Raw genomic sequence first — 18152 nt, forward strand, 5'->3', positions numbered from 1 at the left:
CTGCCTTGCTCGCCGAGTAGACACTGAGCGCGTCGAGGCCCAGGACGTTCACCACCGACGTGGTGAGGACCACGCCGCTTCCCTCGCGCAAAAGCAGCGCCAACGCCTGCACCGTGAAGTACGGGCCCTTGGTGTTGATGCCGAAAAGCGCGTCGTACATCTCCTCCGTCGTCGAGTCGAACGACGCGGACGCGGTGACACCGGCGTTGACGAACAGCGCGTCCACCGCGCCGAACCGCTCCCTGACCGTGTCATAGCGCACAGAATGATGGCTGACCATAGGCGACAACGGGGCACGCACCCCAGCGGTGACTGATCCAAATCGCCTGCGACTGGAGCTCACGCGGCGGCGGGTCCAGAAACGGCGACGGCGAGAGGGATCTCGATGCCTCACGACCTGGTCTCGTCGATCATGTCCAGGGCCAGCTGCCACTTCTCGACATGGCCCACCTCGGCGGGGACGCCGCACGGCCCGCGGCGGGCCACTTTGGCCGGATCGGCCTTCGGTGAGGCGGGATCCCAGCTCTCGGGCAGGAACGGGCGCCAATCGACCGCCGCAGAGGCGCCGTCGGACGCCAGATGCAGCGACACCCCGACCTGGCAGTTGGTGACCTTGCCGGCGGTGCCGGTGTACTGCCGTGTCACGCACGCCGACGAATCGCCGTCCTTGAGGAAGCCGGTGTCATCGATGACCAGCGCGGTCGGCTTGATCACCTGCTGCATTCTCCACGCCAGACGGGCACGCACATGGGCCGCGTCCCATGGGCTGGAGGTGATGAAGTGGGCCAGGCCTGCCGGTTGCCGTCCTCACCCAGCCGCGCGGCCATCGGCTCCACCGACTTGCGCCGCCCGTCCAGCAGCAGCCCCCGCAGATAAACCCCGCCCCACCGGCGCTGATCCGCCCGCGCCAACGGCTCGAACTCCTCCGCCGCAAAGTCCTCCAGATCACACCGGACCGCAGCCAACTCCTCAGCCATCGCACCCGCTCAACAGCACAAGCAATCAAGGGGACACGCCACTGGCGAGTGAACCTGACCAAGCCCTACTAGTCGTCGGAGCATCTCCGCATACACAGAGCGGACGCGATGGTGTGGGCCCCGGACAGCATGAAGACCGGAGGATCTCCGCGTAGGCGGAGGTGATCCGGCGCGGGAGCTGCACAAGACGGCGAAGGCACGTCCGCAGAGGCGTTCCGTCCTGCACCACCTCCGTCGACGTCCTCCCTCCCATGCTGCTCGCTTCCCGGGCAGATATTCCGAACTGTCGTCTCCAAATAGTCACCCAGCGTCAACCAGCCGAGCCAGTTCCACGAGCGCGCCGACAGACCTATCCATCCCACTCCCAGCGGGGCAGCGCCTTGAATGGCACGCAACTACATCGTCAGCATGGGTACCCCCATGCAGCTGCTGCTCAGACGCCTCCGATTACCGCCCTCCTCTGGGATTTTTCGGGGACTTTCAGCTCTGTCAGAGGGACTTCCAAGGGACTTTCGGCCGCGTAAGGCGGCAACCTCTTGAAAGATCAGAAAGGGCCTCCGACATAGATCAGAGGCCCTTTCCGAAGCAAAGTTCCAGGTGGCGGCGGACGAGTCGGCCTGTACGCCGGGTACTGGCCCACAGCAGTTCGCCTACGGCAGACGCCCATGACTGGAGACCTGCGCGGACACTATGTCAACGTACGGGTGCCGGCAAAACCGCAGGTCAACGAGAGGACCATCGAGCGCCATGGACTGCTACGCCCGCAAGCACCAACGACATCTCAGCACCCCTTAAAACCCCCAGTACGTGCACTACCAGAGTTTCCCGGTCTCACCAAGCCCAGACTTCTCCGGATAGTGGCGTGCATCGGCCCTTCTCACCCTGGAGACCGGAGATGTACGAGGAGATCACGCACACCCATGAAGCCGCGTTCTTGAACCTGACCAAGGCAGCGCAATACCTCGGCATTTCACCGAACACCCTGTATGTCTGGCGTCACCGACGGCAGGGACCGCCGAGCTTCCGCATGGGAGGCCGCGTCATGTACAGGATTTCTGCGCTCGATGAGTGGGTCATGGCGCAAGAGCAGGCGGATTCACGTTCCAACGCTGCGCTCAATCCGCTCAGCCAGAAGCCGATGAAACGCGCAGTACGTACTCCTTGAAGGTTGTCCACAAGCCACAAGGCGATGCCTCGATCCATCGAAGTCTTTCGGAATGCCGGCGCGCAGCCTTCCACTGTGTCGTACGAACATAGGCAGTTGAGTTCATAGGAGCACATTCCCTTGGCGGGGTACATAGAAGACCGCTGGCTCAAGAAGAAGCCAAACAAGGACACCGGTAAACGGGACCGAACCGCCCTGTGGGGCAAGGGCAAGCGCTATCGGGTGAAGGGCATCCCGGGCGTCCGGGACCGCTCGTTCGACACGAGCGAGGACGCGAAGCAGTGGCTCGCGAACGCACAGACCGACACCACGCGTGGCGAGTTCGTCGACCCCCGCGACGGGGCGATCCCCCTCGCTCAGTACATCGAGAAGCACTGGTGGCCAAGCCGGTCGGACGAACCGTCGACCGCCGCCCCCATGCGCAGCAAGATCTGGAACCACATCATGCCGTTTCTGGGTGAAACGGCGCTCCGGGACATTGATGCTGCCGCGCTGCGCCTCTGGACGACCCAGCTGCTGACGCGGGTCGAGGCGTCCACGGCCCAGGTGATCTGGATCCACCTGTCCACGATCCTCGAAGCCGCCGTCGACGACGGCCGCCTGATCAAGAACCCCTGCAAGGCTCACCGGACGGTCAAGGCTCCCAAACCCTCGAAGAAGAAGGCCAAGGCATGGTCCAGGTCAACCGTGGATGCCGTCCGGGCGGGACTCCAGGATCGGTACCACATCGCGGTGGACCTCGGCGTCGGCCTCGGCCTTCGCCAAGGTGAGGCGTTCGGCCTCGCCGAGGAGGACTTCGACTTCGACGCCGGCGTCGTACACGTCTGCCGACAGCTGCGGTGGGACTCCAAAGGAAGGCCGTACTTCTGCCTGCCGAAGGGCGGCAAAACGCGAGACGTTCCCCTCTCCCCCAACCTCGCCAAGCGCGCCCAGGGCCATTTCCGCCGCTTCCCTTCTGTCGCCTGCACACTCCCGTGGCGCAACCCCGAGCCTCCGACGACCGAGCTGGAAGCGCGACAGCGCAAACCGATCACCGTCCGGCTGGTCCTGAGCACCTCGCACGGCAACCGAATCAACCCCTCGATGTGGAACAAGCGGAGCTGGCGGCCCGCGCTCGCGGCGGCCGGGCTTCTGAAGGCGATCGGCGAGAAGGTCGCGACGCACGGAGGCCGCATCCGGCGGTCCCCCGTCTACGAACTTTCGCGCGCGGACATGTTCCATGTCCTCCGGCACACGTACGCGAGTACCCAGCTTGAGGCAGGCGAGTCGATCGTCAGCGTGTCGGAGTGGCTCGGGCACGCCTCGCCGCAGACCACGCTGAAGCACTACGCTCACTTCATGCCCGGGGCGGGCAAGCGGGGCCTCGCCGCCATGGACGGGTGGTTCGATCAAGATCCACAAGCGAATGTCCCTGAGAAGTCCCTGGGCGCCTCGCAGGTCACGAACCGGCCGTGAAACCACAGGTCAGAGCGGTAGCCGCACACACTGACGGCATGTACGAGGAGTACAAGGAGCCGCTCTACGCCGCTCCCCCGCTGCTCCAGCGCATGGTCGACGCCGGCCGGCTGGGGCGGAAGTCGGGGTCGGGGTTCTACCCGTACTGAGCTGGACGCTCCGTACTGAACCGGACGACGGGTCCGGGTCCGCCCGCCGCTCGGGGGAAGAAACCGGCGGGCGGACCCGGGGCCGGCGGGCGCCCGTCCGTCGGCGTCGGCCCCCGTGGCACCTTCGAGTCAACCCCGCCGCGGGCGCGGACGGGAGCGTGTGAGCCGTCCCGGTCGGGGTGCACGGTTCACACCCCGTACGAAGGACCGCGCAACGGTCACACACGGTGACTTCACACGGGGTGCGAACCGCAGACCCGCATCTCCCCGCCGCACACGCTCCCGCCCTTCGCCGCAGCGCAGTTGACTGAGGCGCGTACGCAGACCGACCGCGCCGACCGAAGGAATGAGGAGCGGAACGTGACCGCCCACCCCGAACCCGACCTGACGACCGCCGACTTAGCGGAGCTGAGGCGTCAGCTGGACGTCCGCACCGCCCGGGTCGACGGCCAACTCGCCCTGCTCGCCCAGCGCTCCGGACAGAACGAGCGTGATGCGGACGAACTACAGGCCCGTGTCACACGGTTGGAGAGCACCCGCTGGCCCCTGCCCTCCCTCGCCGCGCTCACCGGGCTCGCGGCGCTGGTGGTCGCCGGGTGGCAGGTGCTGGGCCGGTGAACCACGGCCGGCACCACCGACCGTGGCACCGGCCCAACTGCCCTCACCCCAGCCTGAGGTGATGGAGCATCAGAAGGGCTGCGGCCATGTTGGCGGCCGGCACCTCCCCGCGCGCCACCATGTCGGGGACCAGCTTCAACGACACCCACTCCCGCCGGTCGGACTCGAAGTCGTCCTGCGGCAGGCCGCGGTACTCCCCCTCGTCGGACCAGTAGATGTGGTGGCGGGCATCGGTGAGGCCGTTGGACGGCTCCACCGTGAGGAGATGGCGGAGCGGGCCGGGACGCCACCCGGTCTCCTCCTCCATCTCACGCGCCGCCGCGGCCACGGGGTCCTCGCCGTCCTCGACGACCCCGGCCGCCAGCTCCCACCCCCAGGTGTCGGTGATGAACCGGTGCCGCCACAGCAACAGCACCTCGTTGGCCGCATTGACCACGGTGGCCACGGCGACCGGCCGCATCCGGATCAGGAAGTGCTCCAGATGGCGGCCGTCGGGCAGCTCCACATCGGCCAGATTGACCCGGAACCACGGATTCGCATAGACGGGCTTCTCGCTGAGGTTGTTCCAACGCACGTAACTGCCACCTTCCGCTGGTGAGCCGGCAAGGTGACACGAGCCCGGTCACAAGGGAACGCGCAGCACCTCGTCGATGAGATCGGCAGCCTCGTCCGTCGCGGAGCTCCCGGTCTCGGCCAGGTGCTCGCGCACCGCCCGCAGCCGGTCCCGCAGCCGTTGCGACTCCATGCCCCGAGCCTGCTCCGTCATCTGCGCGGCGTTGGCCACGGCCCGGTCCGCATCGCCTTGGCGCAGCTCGATATGGGTGAGCATGGCCAGCCGGTGGACCCGGCCGCGGTCGTGTGCGGGGGTGTCGACGGCGGCGTCCGCCTGCTCCCGTGCGGCCCGGAGGTCGCCGAGGCTGAGCAGCGCCTCCGCCACTTGTACGTTCACCAGGCCGGGCTGCACATAGCCCGTCTCGGCGGGCTCCAGCCCGGGCCGGATGCGCTCCGCGGCCGCCTCCGCGCGCCGGATGCAGGCCAGCGCGCTGGCCCCGTCACCGAGCCGGGCGTAGGACTTGGCCTGCATCGCGTAGAGGTCCGCGGAGAGCGCCGGGGTGATCTGCGGACCCGCGGCCCGCAGCGCCGCCTCGGCGAAGGCGACCGCCTGGCGGTACTCCCGTACGAAGAGGGACTGGTTGACCAGCAGCGCGATGACGTACGCGCCGAGGCCGCGGTCCCCGCTGGCCTTGGCCAGCCGCAGCGCCTGATGGAAGTAGCGCTGGGCCAGCCCGAGGGCGTCCGAGTCGTACGCGCAGATGCCCGCGACGGCGACCAGCCCGCCGGTCGCCCGGTGGAGCTGACGGCCCGTGGCATCGCTGTAGCTGCCCCGCAGCAGCGGCGCCGCCTCGGCGTTGAGGAATCCCACGATGCGCGCTCTGGTCGCGATACCACCCGCCTTCCGGTACATCTGCTCGTAGTGGGTCCGCGCGGCGCGCAGCATCTCGATGTCGGCCATGCCGACCCGGGTCAGCCCGTCGCGCGAGACGTCGAAGTCCTCGGGCGGGTTCTCCCACTCCCACACCGGGATGACCGCCGAGGTGCCGGTGAGCGCCGGGGCGTCGATGATGTGCGGCCGCTGCTGTTCGTCGGACCGCCACAGCGCGGTGGCCCGCTCGACGAAGCCGGAGAGCGGGGTGTCCGGGGCACGTTGCAGCCCCGGGCCGCTCAGCCCGATGTCGTCGAGGCCGACCGGGCGGTGCAGCCGTTCGCCGAGGATCTCGCAGATCAGGTCCGGTACCTGCCCGCGCGGCCGCTGGCCCTTCAACCACCGGGCCACCGCGGTGTGTTCGTACCGCAGCGCCAGGCCGCGCCGCCGGCCCAGTTGGTTGATCCGCGCGGCCAGGCCGGCGTGCGAGATGCCGGCCTCGTCGAGGATCGCATCGAGCAGGGTGTTGGGCTCCATAGCGGCCTCCTGATGAGCCGGGCCCGCCCCGGGGCTCCCCGCTCATGGCCTTGTCGACATGACCACCTGCCAGTCGAGCCTAGTGAACCCCGCCTCACACGGGGTGTGAAGTGCCCCCGGGCGGGCGGGGGTTGAAGCACTCGAACCCGGACGGCCCCGCGTCGGGCGACGGCACCGTACGCCCGTCCGGCGCGCAGCCCCGCAGCATGTACGCGATCACCCCGGCGAGCCCGGACTCCACCTCCTCGGGGGTGAGCACACCGCTGGTGGCGAAGCTGGCGAAGCCGTGCAGGGTGGTGAAGACCGGCATGCCGATCTGGACGGCCGGCCCCTGACGCACATCGCCGCTGCGCTGCCCCTCCGCGACGACGTCCACGGCCATGGCGCCCAGCCGCTGCCCGGCCGCGATCAGCGCCTCGGACGCCTCCGGGTCGTGCTTGACCGTGTACATGAGGTCGAGCAGCGCGGCGTTGGCGGTGGCGAAGTCGACATAGGCGCGGGCGAGCGCGCCGACCCGGTCGGCGAACGGTGCGCCGGCCGCCGCCTGGGACGCGGTCAGCGCCGCGTCCATACGCTCGAACCCGACCAGCGCCAGCGCGTCCAGCAGCGCCTGCTTGTCCTTGAAGTGCCGGCTCGGCGCGGCGTGGCTGACGCCGAGGTCACGGGCGAGCTCCCGCAGCGACAGCGCACCGGGCCCCTTGTCGCGGAGCGTCTGCTCGGCGCGGGTCAGCAGCGCGGCGCGGAGGTCTCCGTGGTGGTAGCGGCGAGTCTGCATGACCAGCATCCTAACGCCCATGTGTTCACTGGCTACATTGTTGTCATTGACAGCATTGTTGGCGTTGCCTACATTGAGGTCATGGCTCACACCCGCAAATGGAACGCGACCAACATTCCCGACCAGACCGGCCGTACCGCCGTGGTGACCGGTGCCAACAGCGGACTGGGCATCGCCACCGTCGACGCCCTGGCCCGGGCCGGCGCCCATGTCGTCCTCGCGGTACGGGACGTGCAGCGGGGCGAGGCCGCCGCCCGCACCGTGCAGGGCGCCCGCGGCAGCGTCGAGGTCCGCCGCCTCGACCTGGCCGACCTCGCCTCGGTACGAGAATTCGCCGCGTCCTGGCAGGGCACCCTCGACCTGCTGATCAACAACGCCGGCGTCATGAACGTCCCGGAGTCGCGGACCAGGGACGGCTTCGAGATGCAGTTCGGCACCAACCACCTCGGGCACTTCGCCCTGACCAACCTGCTGCTGCCGCACGTCACCGACCGCGTCGTCACCGTCGCGTCCATCGCCCACCGGATGCCCGGCGCCCGCATCCACTTCGACAACCTGACCCTGGCCGGCGAGTACCGCCCGATCACCGCCTACAGCCAGTCCAAGCTCGCCAACCTGCTGTTCACCCTCGAACTACAGCGCCGGCTGGAAGCGGCGCACTCCCCGGTACGGGCCCTCGCCGCGCACCCCGGCTGGGCCGCCACCAACCTCCCGAACGCCGAGGCCAGCCGGCTGCGGCGCGAGCTGATGCAGCTGGGCAACCGGTTCCTCGCCCAGGACAGCAAGGCCGGCGCGCTGCCCACGCTCTACGCCGCCACACAGGACCTGCCCGGTGCCGGCTACCTCGGTCCGGACGGGATCGGCGAGGTGCGGGGCGGGCCGACGCTGGTCGGCAGGACGGCCGCGGCCAGCGACCCGGAGAGCGCCAAGCGCCTGTGGACGGTGTCCGAGGAGCTGACCGGCGTCACCTTCCCGGCGCTGGACGGCGAGGGCGTCACCGGGGCAGCCGGGCGATAGCCGACCCGGCCACCGGCTCCGGCAACCGCACCCCGTCGTGACGCAGCATCACCAGCGCCACGTCGTCGGGAAGTCGGCCGCCGGCATGCCGCAGCAGGGCCTCCCGCACGCCCCCCACCACCGCGGACGGCGCGGGGCCGCCCGGTGTGGCGGCCGCCGCCACACTGCTGCGCAGCTGCTGTGCCAGCGGGAAGAACTCCCCCGCCGCGTCCCGCGCATCGAACGCCCCGTCGGTGTGCAGGAACAGCCCCGCACCGGGCTCCAGCCGCCCGCACCGCACCGCGGACAGCCGCTCGGGCAGCGGGAACAGCCCCAGCGGCGGCATCGGCTCGGCCGGCGCCACCTCCGCGACCGCCCCGCAGTCGATCCGGTACGGCCACGGATGCCCGCAGTTCAGCGCCGTGACCGCCCCGTCCGGCGCGATCTGCACCAGCAGCAGCGTCACGAACTCCTCCGCGAGCGGGCCCACCGCGCCGCCGGCCGGCTGCTCACCGGCCCCCCGCTCGCGCAGATGCCGCTGGTGCGCACGCTCCAACCGGCGCAGCACAGCGGCCAGTTCGGGCTCGTCGTGCACCGCCTCGCGGAAGCTGCCGAGCATCGCCGCGACCGTGCCGAGCGCCGCCAGGCCGTGCCCGCGGACGTCCCCGATCACCGCCCGGACGCCGTACCGGGTCCCCACGACCTCGTACAGGTCCCCGCCGACCACGGCACCCTCGCTGGCGGAGAGGTGGTCGGCCGCCGGCACCACCCCGTCGATCCGCGGCGGCAGCGGCCGCAGCAGCACCCGCTGCGCGGCCGCGGCGACCTCCCGGGTGCGCTCCAGCTCCCGCACCAGCCGCAGCCGCCGCCCGGCGGTCAGATAGCTGGCGGCGATCACCACGAGGATCGCCCCGCAGGTCATCACGCGGGCGCCCGGATCGGCCCCGGGCCCGGCCGGGCCGACCGGTACCAGCGCGAGCAGGGCGCACACCCCGCCGAGCAGCACGCACTGGCGGCGGCCGGTACCCGCGCAGGCGATGGCCGGCGCAGCGGCGAGGAGTTGCAGCGGCTGACCGCCCGCGGGGTGGTACAGCTCCCAGGTCACCACGCCGAGCACCCAGAGGCCGGGCAGGACGAAGACGAGGGCCCGTCGGGCACGGGCCGTCCCGGCGCGCGCTCCGCCCCGCGCCCAGGTTCGGATCATGCCGATGGTCCCCTTAGCCGGTGGTCCCCTAGCAGGCGTTGCGGCGGTCGGTCCGGCCCGTTGCCGCGGTCAGGCGGGCCGCATCGTCCTCGTCGATTCTCGTGACGTTATGCGGCCATCCGCCGACGATAGGTAAATAACCACCCGATTGGGTGATGGCGGAGGGATCGGATCGTCCCGTCGGGATCCTCCCTCCCCCACCGGCGCCCCAGAACTCCGCTGCCGGACTCCGCACCCGCGCCGCCCCACGGGCCGACGACGACCGCAGACGAAAGGGGGCGGGGGCGCGGACGGCTCCCACCGTCCACGCCCCCGCCCCGGGCAACCCCTGCCGGTCAGCCCCGCAGCACCGCACCCGTCCGGTCCACGGCCGCCGCCACCGCCGCGTCACGCGCGGCCGAGGCCTCCTCCGCGGTCAGCGTCCGGTCCGGGGCGCGGAAGCGCAGCGCGTACGCCAGCGACTTCTTGCCCGCGCCGAGCTGCTCACCGGTGAAGACGTCGAACAGCCGCAGCGACTCCAGGAGTGCGCCCGCGCCGTCGCGCAGCGCCCCCTCGACGTCCGCCGCCGGGACCGTGTCGTCGACGACCAGCGCGACGTCCTGGGTCGCGACCGGGAACGAGGAGATCGTGGGCGCCTTCAGCGCGCCACCGGCGGCCCGCTCCAGGCGGTCCAGGTCGATCTCCATCGCGCAGGTGCGCTCCGGCAGGGCCATCGTCTTGATGACCCGCGGGTGCAGCTCACCGGCGTTGCCGACGAGGATCTCCTCGCCGTCGACGAGGGCGAGCAGCGCCGCACACCGGCCCGGGTGGAACGGGGCGTGCTGGTCCTGACGGACGATCAGCTCGACGCCCGCCTCCCGGGCGACCGTACGGCCCGCCTCGATGGCGTCCGCCCAGATCGCCGGGCGGCCCTCGCCCCACCAGCCGGCCTGCTCACGGCCGCCGGCGAGCACCACGGCGGCGCGCCGCGGCTGCTGCGGCAGCGAGGCGTCCAGGGCGGCGATCTCGTCGTCGGTCGGGCGGCGGTCGACGACCAGCCGTCGGGCCGGCCTCTCGTCACCGCTCGCCCGGAAGACCGGACCGGTCTCGAAGAGCGCCAGGTCGTGCGTGCCGCGACCGTAGTTGCGGCGCAGCGAGCCCAGCAGGCCCGGGATCAGCGTCGTGCGGAGGTCGGGCTCCTCGTCGGAGAGCGGGTTGACGAGGGTGACCGCCGCGCGGCGCGGGTCGTCCGGCTCGATGCCGAGCTGGTCGAGCACGGCGGAGCCGATGAACGGGTAGTTCAGCGTCTCCACATAGCCCGCGCCGGCCAGCGCCCGGCCGACCCTGCGGTGCAGCCGCTGGCGCTCGGTCAGCCCGCGGCCGGCCGGCGGCAGCGGGAGGGTCGAGGGCAGGTTCTCGTAGCCCTCCAGCCGGATGACCTCTTCGGCCAGGTCGTTGGGGTCGCTGAGGTCGGGCCGCCAGGACGGCACGGACACGACCAGCTCGTCCTGCCCGTAGACGTCGCAGCCGACCTGCTGGAGGCGGCGGACGACGGTCTCCCGGCCGTACGCGACACCGGCGACCTTGTCCGGGTGGTCGGCGGGGATGGTGATCGTGCGCGGCCCGCGGGGCGAGACGACCTCGGTGACGCCCTCCTCGGCGGTGCCGCCGCCGAGCAGCACGAGCAGGTCGACGGTCCGCTGCGCCGCGGCGGACGCGGCCTCCGGGTCGACCCCGCGCTCGAAGCGCTTGGCGGCCTCCGAGGAGAGCTTGTGCCGGCGGGCCGTACGGGCGATGGAGATCGCGTCGAAGTGCGCGGCCTCCACCACGATGTCGGTGGTGCCGCGCAGCCGACCGGTCTCCGGGTCGGCGACCGCATCCGCGATCTCGGTGTTGGCGCCGCCCATCACACCGGCCAGGCCGATCGGGCCGCGGTTGTCCGTGATGACCAGGTCACCGGCGTCCAGCACCCGCTTGGTGCCGTCCAGGGTGGTCAGCCGCTCGCCGGGGGTGGCCCGGCGGACGCCGATCGGACCGTCCACGCTGGTGCGGTCGTAGGCGTGCAGCGGCTGGCCGATCTCCAGCATCACGTAGTTGGTGATGTCGACGGGGAGCGAGATCGGACGCATACCGGCCTTCTGGAGCCGGCGCTGCATCCACAGCGGGGTGCGCGCCTCGGGCTCCACACCGGTGACCGTACGGGCGGTGAAGCGGTCGCAGCCCATCGGGTCGCCGACCTGGACCGGGTAGCCGCCGGCGTTCGGCGGCGGCACGTCCAGCAGCGCCGGGTCGCGCAGCGGCAGGCCGTACGCGATGGCCGTCTCGCGGGCCACGCCGCGCAACGACAGGCAGTAGCCGCGGTCCGGCGTCACGGCGATGTCCAGCACCTCGTCGACGAGCTCCAGCAGCTCGATGGCGTCGGTGCCGACCTCGTACTCGGGCGGCAGCACGATGATGCCGCCGCTGCCTCCCCCAGACTCCGTCTGGGGGGACCCCCAGTCGCCCATGCCCAGCTCGTCGCCGGAGCAGATCATGCCGTGCGACTTCCTGCCGTACGTCTTGCGCGCGGCGATCTTGAAGTCGCCGGGCAGCACGGCGCCGGGGAGGACCACCACGACCTTGTCACCGACCGCGAAGTTACGGGCGCCGCAGACGATCTCCTGCGGTTCGCCGGTGCCGTTGGCGTGGCCGACGTCGACGGTGCAGAAGCGGATCGGCTTCTTGAAGCCCTCCAGCTCCTCGATGGTCAGCACCTGGCCGACGACGAGCGGACCCTTGAGGCCCTCGCCGAGGCGCTCGACGGTCTCGACCTCCAGGCCGACCGCGATGAGCTTCTCCTGTACGTCCCGGCCGGTCTCCGTCGCCGGCAGGTCGACGTACTCCCGCAGCCAAGAAAGCGGGACCCGCATCAGATCTCCATCCCGAACGGCCGGGTGAACCGGACGTCGCCCTCGAACATGTCGCGCATGTCTTCCACGTTGTGCCGGAACATCAGCATCCGGTCGATGCCGAACCCGAAGGCGAACCCGCTGTACTTCTCGGGGTCGACGCCACAGGCGATGAGCACCTTGGGGTTGACCATTCCGCAGCCGCCCAGCTCGATCCAGCCCTCGCTGGAGCACGTGCGGCACGGACGGTCGGGGTTGCCCACGGACTCGCCACGGCAGACGTAGCAGACCATGTCCATCTCGGCGGACGGCTCGGTGAACGGGAAGTAGTTCGGCCGCAGCCGGGTCTTCATGTCGGGGCCGAAGAGCGCCCGGACCATGTGGTCCAGGGTGCCCTTGAGGTCCGCCATGGTCAGGCCCTCGTCGACGGCGAGCAGCTCGATCTGGTGGAAGACCGGGGAGTGCGTGGCGTCCAGCTCGTCGGTGCGGTAGACCCGCCCCGGGCAGACGACGTACACCGGCGGCTCGCGGTCGACCAGCGTCCGGGCCTGGACCGGCGAGGTGTGGGTGCGCAGCACCACACCGGACTCGCCCGCGGCGGAACCGCTGTCGGACGCAGTCTCGGTGCCGTTGCCCTGCACGAAGAAGGTGTCCTGCATCTGGCGCGCAGGATGGTCGGGCACGAAGTTGAGGGCGTCGAAGTTGAACCACTCGGCCTCGACCTCGGGGCCCTCGGCGACCTCGTAGCCCATCGCGACGAAGACGTCGGCGACCCGCTCCATGAACGTGGTCAGCGGGTGCCGGGCGCCGGCCGGGGTGCGGTCGTGGGGCAGCGTGACGTCCACGGCCTCCTCGACGAGCACCCGCGCATCGCGCTCCGCCTCCAGCTCCTCCTGGCGGACCTTGAGCGCCTGGTTCACCCGGCCCCGGGCCTGGCCGACGCGCTTGCCGGCGTCCGCCTTGGCGTGCGGGGGCAGGGCGCCGATCTCGCGGTTGGCGAGGGCGAGCGGCGAGCGGTCGCCGGCGTGCGCCACCTTCACCTCACGCAGCGCCTCCAGAGAGTCCGCGGCGGCGACGGCGGCCAGCGCCTCGTCCAGCCGTGCGGCGATCTCTTCCGGTTTCAGGGCTTCGACCTCAACAGGGTCGTACGACTTATTGGGTGCGGACATCTCTTCCCGTGCTTCCGGTGGACTGGCTTGGCTTGGCTCGCTTCGCCTCGGCTCCTCGATCACACAAGGTCGGGTGCCGATCCCGCGCTGTGCCCGCGATGCCTGTGCGCCAAAGGTGCCAAAGGTCAAGTCTAAGGGGGACGGGCAGCGCGGCAGGCCCGAGGTCCCCGGTGCGGGGCGCCCGCCGCGGGTGCCTAGGCCAGGAAGGCCGGCGCCGCGACGGGCAGGCTAAATCGGAACTGCGCGCCGCCGGCCGGTGCCCGGCCGACCGTGATCGTGCCGCCGTGCGCCTCGACGATGCCCTTGACGATGTACAGGCCCAGGCCCGTGCCGCCGCGCTTGCTGCCCCGCCAGAAGCGGGTGAACACGCGGCTCATCGACTCCTCCGGGATGCCGGGGCCCTCGTCGCTCACGGTGACGCTCGTCCCCTCTGCGCTGGTCGCTTCCGATGCCGGTCCGACCTCGATGGTGACGGTTCCCTCGCCGTGGCGCACCGCATTTTCCAGCAGGTTGCCCAGCACCTGGTCGACCTTGTCCGGGTCCGCCCACAGATCGGGCAGTGGCTCCCTCATCCGGATGAGGAAGCGGTCCGGCCGCTGACCCGCGGTGGTCTGCGCCTGGACGTGCCGGCGCACCGCGGCGATCATGTCGACCCGCTGCCGGCGCACCTCCAGCCGCCCGGAGTCGATCCGGGAGATGTCCAGCAGCTCGGCGATCAGGCGGGTGACGCGGTTGGCGTCGGCGTCCACGGTCTCCAGCATCAGCCGCTTCTGGTCGTCGGTGAAGCGTTCCCACTTCTGGAGGAGGGTGGCGGTGAAGCCCTTGACGGAGGTCAGCGGCGAGCGCAGTTCATGGGCGACGGTGGCGATCAGCTCGGCGTGGCTGAGCTCCGTACGCCGCCGGGCCTCCGTGCCGCGCAGCGCGATCACCAGCCGCTGCACCGGGCCGGTCGGCCGGCTGCGGACATACCGCGCGGAGACCAGCACCTCGCGGCCGCCCAGCAGCAGGTTCCGCTCGGGCTGGCCGCGACGGATGGCGAGCCCGCCGTACGGGTCGGTCAGCCGCCACCAGCGGCGGCCCTCGATGTCCTGGAGCGGCAGGGCGTGTTCGAGGGGGCGGCCGAGCGCGTCCTCGGGGGCGATGTCGGTGATCCGGGCGGCGGCGGCGTTGAAGCAGACCACCCGGCCGCGCTCGTCGGCGACGACCAGGCCGTCCGGCAGGTCGTCGGGGTCGAGCCCGGCCCCGTACGCGGCCGGGTCGGCGGTGGGCGACGGTCCGCGCCCCGATCCGCCGGACGGGCCGCCCTCGGCGGCGACCGTGCTGCCGGACGTCCTCACACTCATCCCCGCATACCCCCTCCCGGGCCCCCGGGCACGCAAGACTACTAGCTCACCCGGGCCGTGCCGGGACGATCACGGGTACGCCCCTCACGCGGGTGACGCCGCGCGGCAGCCGCCGGGGGTGCGCTGGGCGCGGGCGGAGGCGTAGAGGCAGACCGCGGCGGCCGTCGCGAGGTTGAGGCTCTCGGCCCTGCCGTGGATGGGGACCCGTACGACGGCGTCGGCCAGCGCCCGGGTCTCCTCGGGCAGCCCCCAGGCCTCGTTGCCGAAGACCCAGGCGGTGGGCCCGCCCATGGAGCCGGCGTCCAGCTCGGCGTCCAGGTCACGGTCGCCCGCGCCGTCCGCGGCCAGGATCCGTACGCCGGCGGTCCTCAGCCCGCTCACCACCCGCTCGACGGGTACCCCGACCGCGACCGGGAGGTGGAAGAGCGAACCGACCGAGGCGCGCACGGACTTGGGGTTGTAGAGGTCCACGGAGGCGTCGGTGAGCACCACCGCGTCCGCGCCGGCGGCGTCCGCGCAGCGCAGCACCGTGCCGGCGTTCCCGGGGTCGCGGACGTGCGCCAGCACCGCGACCAGCTGCGGGCGGGCGGCGAGGATCTCCTCGAACGGCGAGTCGAGGAACCGGCAGACGCCGAGCAGGCCCTGCGGGGTGACCGTCTGGGAGATGTCGGCGACGGTCCGGTCGTCGGCCAGGTGCACCCGCACCCCGGCCGCGCGGGCCGCCTCGACGATCTCGGTGTGCCGCTCGGCGGCCTCGACGGTGGCGAACAGCTCGATGAGCGTGGGCGCACCGTCCGTGCGGTGCGCGATGGCCTCCCGCACGGCCTGCGGGCCCTCGGCGATGAACCGGCGCTCCTTGCCGCGGAAGGCACGGCGGGCCAGCCGCCGCGCGTCGGTGACACGCGGGGAACGCGGGGAGATCAGCTCGGGGGTGCCCATGGGCGGCGGCTCGCTTCTGTTGTTCGGTGCGGGGAGGTCCGGACGTGCCGGGCCCGGTCCGGAAAAGGCGGCGGACCCGCAGGCCGGGGCCTGCGGGTCCGCGTCACAACGTCGTCAGGCTGGGGTTCAGGCAGCCTTCGGGGCGTTGACGTCGCTCGGGAGCGCCTTCTGGGCGACCTCGACGAGCGCGGCGAACGCGTTCGCGTCGTTGACCGCGAGGTCGGCCAGGATCTTGCGGTCCACCTCGATGTTGGCGGCCTTCAGACCCTGGATGAAGCGGTTGTACGTCATGCCGTTGGCGCGGGCCGCGGCGTTGATCCGCTGGATCCACAGCTGACGGAAGTCGCCCTTGCGCTTCTTGCGGTCGTTGTAGTTGTAGACGAGGGAGTGGGTGACCTGCTCCTTCGCCTTGCGGTACAGGCGGGAGCGCTGACCACGGTAGCCGCTGGCCTGCTCGAGGATCGCCCGGCGCTTCTTGTGGGCGTTGACTGCCCGCTTGACGCGTGCCACTTGTTAACTCCTTGTAGCGGGGCCGTGGTTGTCGTCACACGGCCCGAATCGATTGGGTCCCGGTCCGAGTCGCGCGCCCCGCCCGGTCGGCGGGGCGCCGCGGCTCACTTGCCGAGAAGCTTCTTGATCTTCGCGGCGTCGCCCGGGGCCATCTCGGCGTTGCCGGTGAGGCGACGCGTCACGCGGGACGACTTGTGCTCGAGCAGGTGGCGCTTGCCGGCGCGCTCACGCAGCACCTTGCCGGAGCCGGTGACCTTGAAGCGCTTGCTGGCACCGCTGTGCGTCTTGTTCTTCGGCATGCGCCGTTCTCTCCTCGTCAGTGGCGCTCCCACCGGCACGGACCGGGCTGGCGGGAGCGTCAGATGTATCGGTTGGTGTCCGGGGCGGGTGCCCCGGCATGAATCCGGGGCTCTCGCCCGTGGATCACGCCTCGGCGGGCTCCCCGGCGGGCTCCTCCGCGGGAGCTCCACCCTGGCGCTCCGCCTTGCGGGCGGCCTGCGCCTCACGGGCCTCGGCCATCGCCTCGGTCTTCTTCTTGTGCGGACCGAGGACCATGATCATGTTGCGGCCGTCCTGCTTCGGGTTCGACTCGATGAAGCCGAGCTCCTGGACGTCCTCCGCGAGGCGCTGCAGCAGCCGGAAGCCCAGCTCGGGGCGGGACTGCTCGCGACCACGGAACATGATCGTGATCTTGACCTTGTCACCCTGCTTGAGGAACCGGACGACGTGACCCTTCTTGGTGTCGTAGTCGTGCGGGTCGATCTTCGGCCGGAGCTTCATCTCCTTGATGACCGTGTGCGCCTGGTTCTTGCGCGCCTCACGGGCCTTCATGGCCGACTCGTACTTGAACTTTCCGTAGTCCATGAGCTTGCAGACCGGCGGACGGGCGTTCGCCGCCACCTCGACCAGGTCGAGGTCGTACTCCTGCGCAAGCTCCAGGGCCTTGGCAAGCGGCACAATGCCGACCTGCTCGCCACTGGGACCGACGAGTCGCACCTCGGGGACGCGAATCCGGTCGTTGATGCGGGGCTCGGCGCTGATGGATCCTCCTCGGTAGCACCACGCGACGGCCTGGCGGACTGCCGCGTAACGTCTGTTCGGTGTGACCAACCGCGCCGGATACATGCAAAACGCCCCGGACGGGACACAGGCGGGGCTCCACATAGATCTGGAGCACCGCCGCGAAGTCTCCGCGGGGCGCAGCCGGACCGTTGACCCGCCGACCCTGAGGTCAGTCGGGTGGGAGAACGGAGCCTCCACTTGTGGGCCGGTCACATGCGTGTCCGGCCGGTCGGAACACCAGAATACACGAGTCAAGGGGGAGCCCCCACTCCTGTGCGGACGCCCGTGCCGGCCGCGTCCAGGATGACGCTCCCGGACGCGGGGCCCGGGAGCACTGGCCATAGGCTGGAGCCGACCCCTCAGCAGGAAGAAGCCCGAAGACATGAGCGACCAGACCCCGCAGCAGCCCGACGCAGCGAACGCGGCCGGACCCGATTTCGACGCCATGACCCGTGACATCGCGGAGGTGCCGGCGGTCGAGGTGATCACCACGGTCGCGGTGCACCTGATGAGTTCGGCGGCGGTCAACCTCGGGCTCGCCGAGGAGGGCGAGGCGCACAAGGACCTCGACGAGGCCCGCAAGCTCATCCAGGCGCTGGCCGGGCTGGTCACCGCCAGCGCCACGGAGATCGGCTCCTACCACGCGGCACCGCTGCGGGACGGCCTGAAGTCGCTCCAGCTGGCGTTCCGCGAGGCTTCACTCGTCCCGGACGAGCCGGGACAGGGGCCGGGCGAGAAGTTCACCGGGCCCGTCCACGGCTAATCGCTGCGCTTCGCTTGGCCCGCACGTTTTTGGCTGTCCCGCCGTGGCCTGGCGGCCGGCGCTCCCCCCACGTTTTTGTCTGCGGCGCCGTGTGTCGTCTCGCCGTTGCGCCTGCGGCGGGCGTGGGTTTGTGGGTGCGGTGACGGGCCGGAGGGGTAGGGGTGTGGGACTGCTTCGCTTTACGTCCCACACCCCTACCC

Annotated in this window: 17 protein-coding genes and 2 pseudogenes; 6 read left to right on the plus strand and 13 right to left on the minus strand. The window is 71.0% G+C overall.

All coding sequences use genetic code 11. The features are described from left to right. Together AB0C96_RS41695 and AB0C96_RS41700 are read right to left on the minus strand one after the other, a co-directional pair. The coding region (locus tag AB0C96_RS41695) for an SDR family NAD(P)-dependent oxidoreductase (RefSeq protein ID WP_362925359.1) at positions 1-262 on the minus strand (262 nt) is incomplete at its 3' end. A 131-nt stretch (positions 263-393) separates the two neighbouring features. Continuing rightward, positions 394-977 (minus strand): annotated as a pseudogene (locus AB0C96_RS41700) (transposase); the annotation flags it as partial. 895 nt (positions 978-1872) lie between these two features. Here AB0C96_RS41700 and AB0C96_RS41705 point away from each other — a divergent pair. The 4 genes and pseudogenes from AB0C96_RS41705 to AB0C96_RS41720 all read left to right on the plus strand — a co-directional run bounded on the left by AB0C96_RS41705 (position 1873) and on the right by AB0C96_RS41720 (position 4364). Further along, positions 1873-2142: a helix-turn-helix domain-containing protein gene (locus AB0C96_RS41705; RefSeq protein ID WP_362925361.1), complete on the plus strand. Its 270-nt coding sequence runs from the start codon at positions 1873-1875 to the stop codon at positions 2140-2142. 120 nt (positions 2143-2262) lie between these two features. Next, positions 2263-3597: a site-specific integrase gene (locus AB0C96_RS41710; protein WP_362925363.1), complete on the plus strand. Its 1335-nt coding sequence runs from the start codon at positions 2263-2265 to the stop codon at positions 3595-3597. Between the two features lie 17 nt (positions 3598-3614). Continuing rightward, a pseudogene (locus AB0C96_RS41715) lies at positions 3615-3746 on the plus strand (3-hydroxyacyl-CoA dehydrogenase family protein); the annotation flags it as partial. A gap of 360 nt (positions 3747-4106) precedes the next feature. Beyond that, positions 4107-4364, plus strand: a complete 258-nt coding sequence (locus AB0C96_RS41720; protein ID WP_362925365.1) for a hypothetical protein — start codon at positions 4107-4109, stop codon at positions 4362-4364. 43 nt (positions 4365-4407) lie between these two features. Here the strand turns inward: AB0C96_RS41720 and AB0C96_RS41725 are convergent, their stop codons facing one another. The 3 genes from AB0C96_RS41725 to AB0C96_RS41735 form a co-directional block, all read right to left on the minus strand. Continuing rightward, the gene (locus AB0C96_RS41725; protein ID WP_362925367.1) at positions 4408-4938 is read right to left on the minus strand and encodes an NUDIX domain-containing protein; all 531 of its coding nucleotides are present in this window, start codon (positions 4936-4938) and stop codon (positions 4408-4410) included. Positions 4939-4986: 48 nt separating this feature from the next. Beyond that, entirely contained in the window at positions 4987-6324 is a 1338-nt protein-coding gene (locus AB0C96_RS41730; protein WP_362925368.1) for a transcriptional regulator, read from the minus strand. Between the two features lie 94 nt (positions 6325-6418). After that, positions 6419-7099, minus strand: coding sequence for a TetR/AcrR family transcriptional regulator (locus AB0C96_RS41735; protein WP_362925370.1), 681 nt, complete (start codon positions 7097-7099; stop codon positions 6419-6421). An 81-nt stretch (positions 7100-7180) separates the two neighbouring features. On the opposite strand from AB0C96_RS41735, the gene AB0C96_RS41740 reads away from it, so the two are divergent. Continuing rightward, entirely contained in the window at positions 7181-8116 is a 936-nt protein-coding gene (locus tag AB0C96_RS41740; protein ID WP_362925371.1) for an oxidoreductase, read from the plus strand. Here AB0C96_RS41740 and AB0C96_RS41745 read toward each other — a convergent pair. From AB0C96_RS41745 to infC, 8 genes are all read right to left on the minus strand, one after another. Continuing rightward, positions 8094-9299, minus strand: coding sequence for a PP2C family protein-serine/threonine phosphatase (locus AB0C96_RS41745; protein ID WP_362925373.1), 1206 nt, complete (start codon positions 9297-9299; stop codon positions 8094-8096). The two genes, AB0C96_RS41740 and AB0C96_RS41745, sit on opposite strands and share 23 nt — an antisense overlap. 335 nt (positions 9300-9634) lie before the next feature. Further along, entirely contained in the window at positions 9635-12187 is a 2553-nt protein-coding gene (gene pheT, locus AB0C96_RS41750; RefSeq protein WP_362925375.1) for a phenylalanine--tRNA ligase subunit beta, read from the minus strand. Continuing rightward, the gene (gene pheS, locus AB0C96_RS41755; RefSeq protein WP_362925377.1) at positions 12187-13335 is read right to left on the minus strand and encodes a phenylalanine--tRNA ligase subunit alpha; all 1149 of its coding nucleotides are present in this window, start codon (positions 13333-13335) and stop codon (positions 12187-12189) included. Before pheS ends, pheT begins: the two co-directional genes overlap by 1 nt. 194 nt (positions 13336-13529) lie before the next feature. After that, entirely contained in the window at positions 13530-14678 is a 1149-nt protein-coding gene (locus tag AB0C96_RS41760; protein WP_362925379.1) for a PAS domain-containing sensor histidine kinase, read from the minus strand. 84 nt (positions 14679-14762) lie between these two features. After that, on the minus strand, positions 14763-15617 hold the full coding sequence (locus AB0C96_RS41765; RefSeq protein WP_362925381.1) for an RNA methyltransferase: 855 nt from the start codon (positions 15615-15617) through the stop codon (positions 14763-14765). 126 nt (positions 15618-15743) lie between these two features. Further along, the gene (gene rplT, locus AB0C96_RS41770) at positions 15744-16127 is read right to left on the minus strand and encodes a 50S ribosomal protein L20 (protein WP_033267754.1); all 384 of its coding nucleotides are present in this window, start codon (positions 16125-16127) and stop codon (positions 15744-15746) included. A gap of 104 nt (positions 16128-16231) precedes the next feature. Further along, the gene (rpmI, locus tag AB0C96_RS41775) at positions 16232-16426 is read right to left on the minus strand and encodes a 50S ribosomal protein L35 (RefSeq protein ID WP_016576627.1); all 195 of its coding nucleotides are present in this window, start codon (positions 16424-16426) and stop codon (positions 16232-16234) included. A 124-nt stretch (positions 16427-16550) separates the two neighbouring features. Continuing rightward, positions 16551-17252, minus strand: coding sequence for a translation initiation factor IF-3 (gene infC, locus AB0C96_RS41780; protein ID WP_362925383.1), 702 nt, complete (start codon positions 17250-17252; stop codon positions 16551-16553). 319 nt (positions 17253-17571) lie between these two features. Here infC and AB0C96_RS41785 point away from each other — a divergent pair, with 319 nt between their 5' ends. Next, complete coding sequence (locus AB0C96_RS41785; RefSeq protein WP_362925385.1) at positions 17572-17952, plus strand: DUF1844 domain-containing protein; 381 nt, start codon at positions 17572-17574, stop codon at positions 17950-17952. Positions 17953-18152 lie beyond the last annotated feature (200 nt).

The organism is Streptomyces sp. NPDC048506 (assembly GCF_040651315.1).
Taxonomy (GTDB): domain Bacteria; phylum Actinomycetota; class Actinomycetes; order Streptomycetales; family Streptomycetaceae; genus Streptomyces.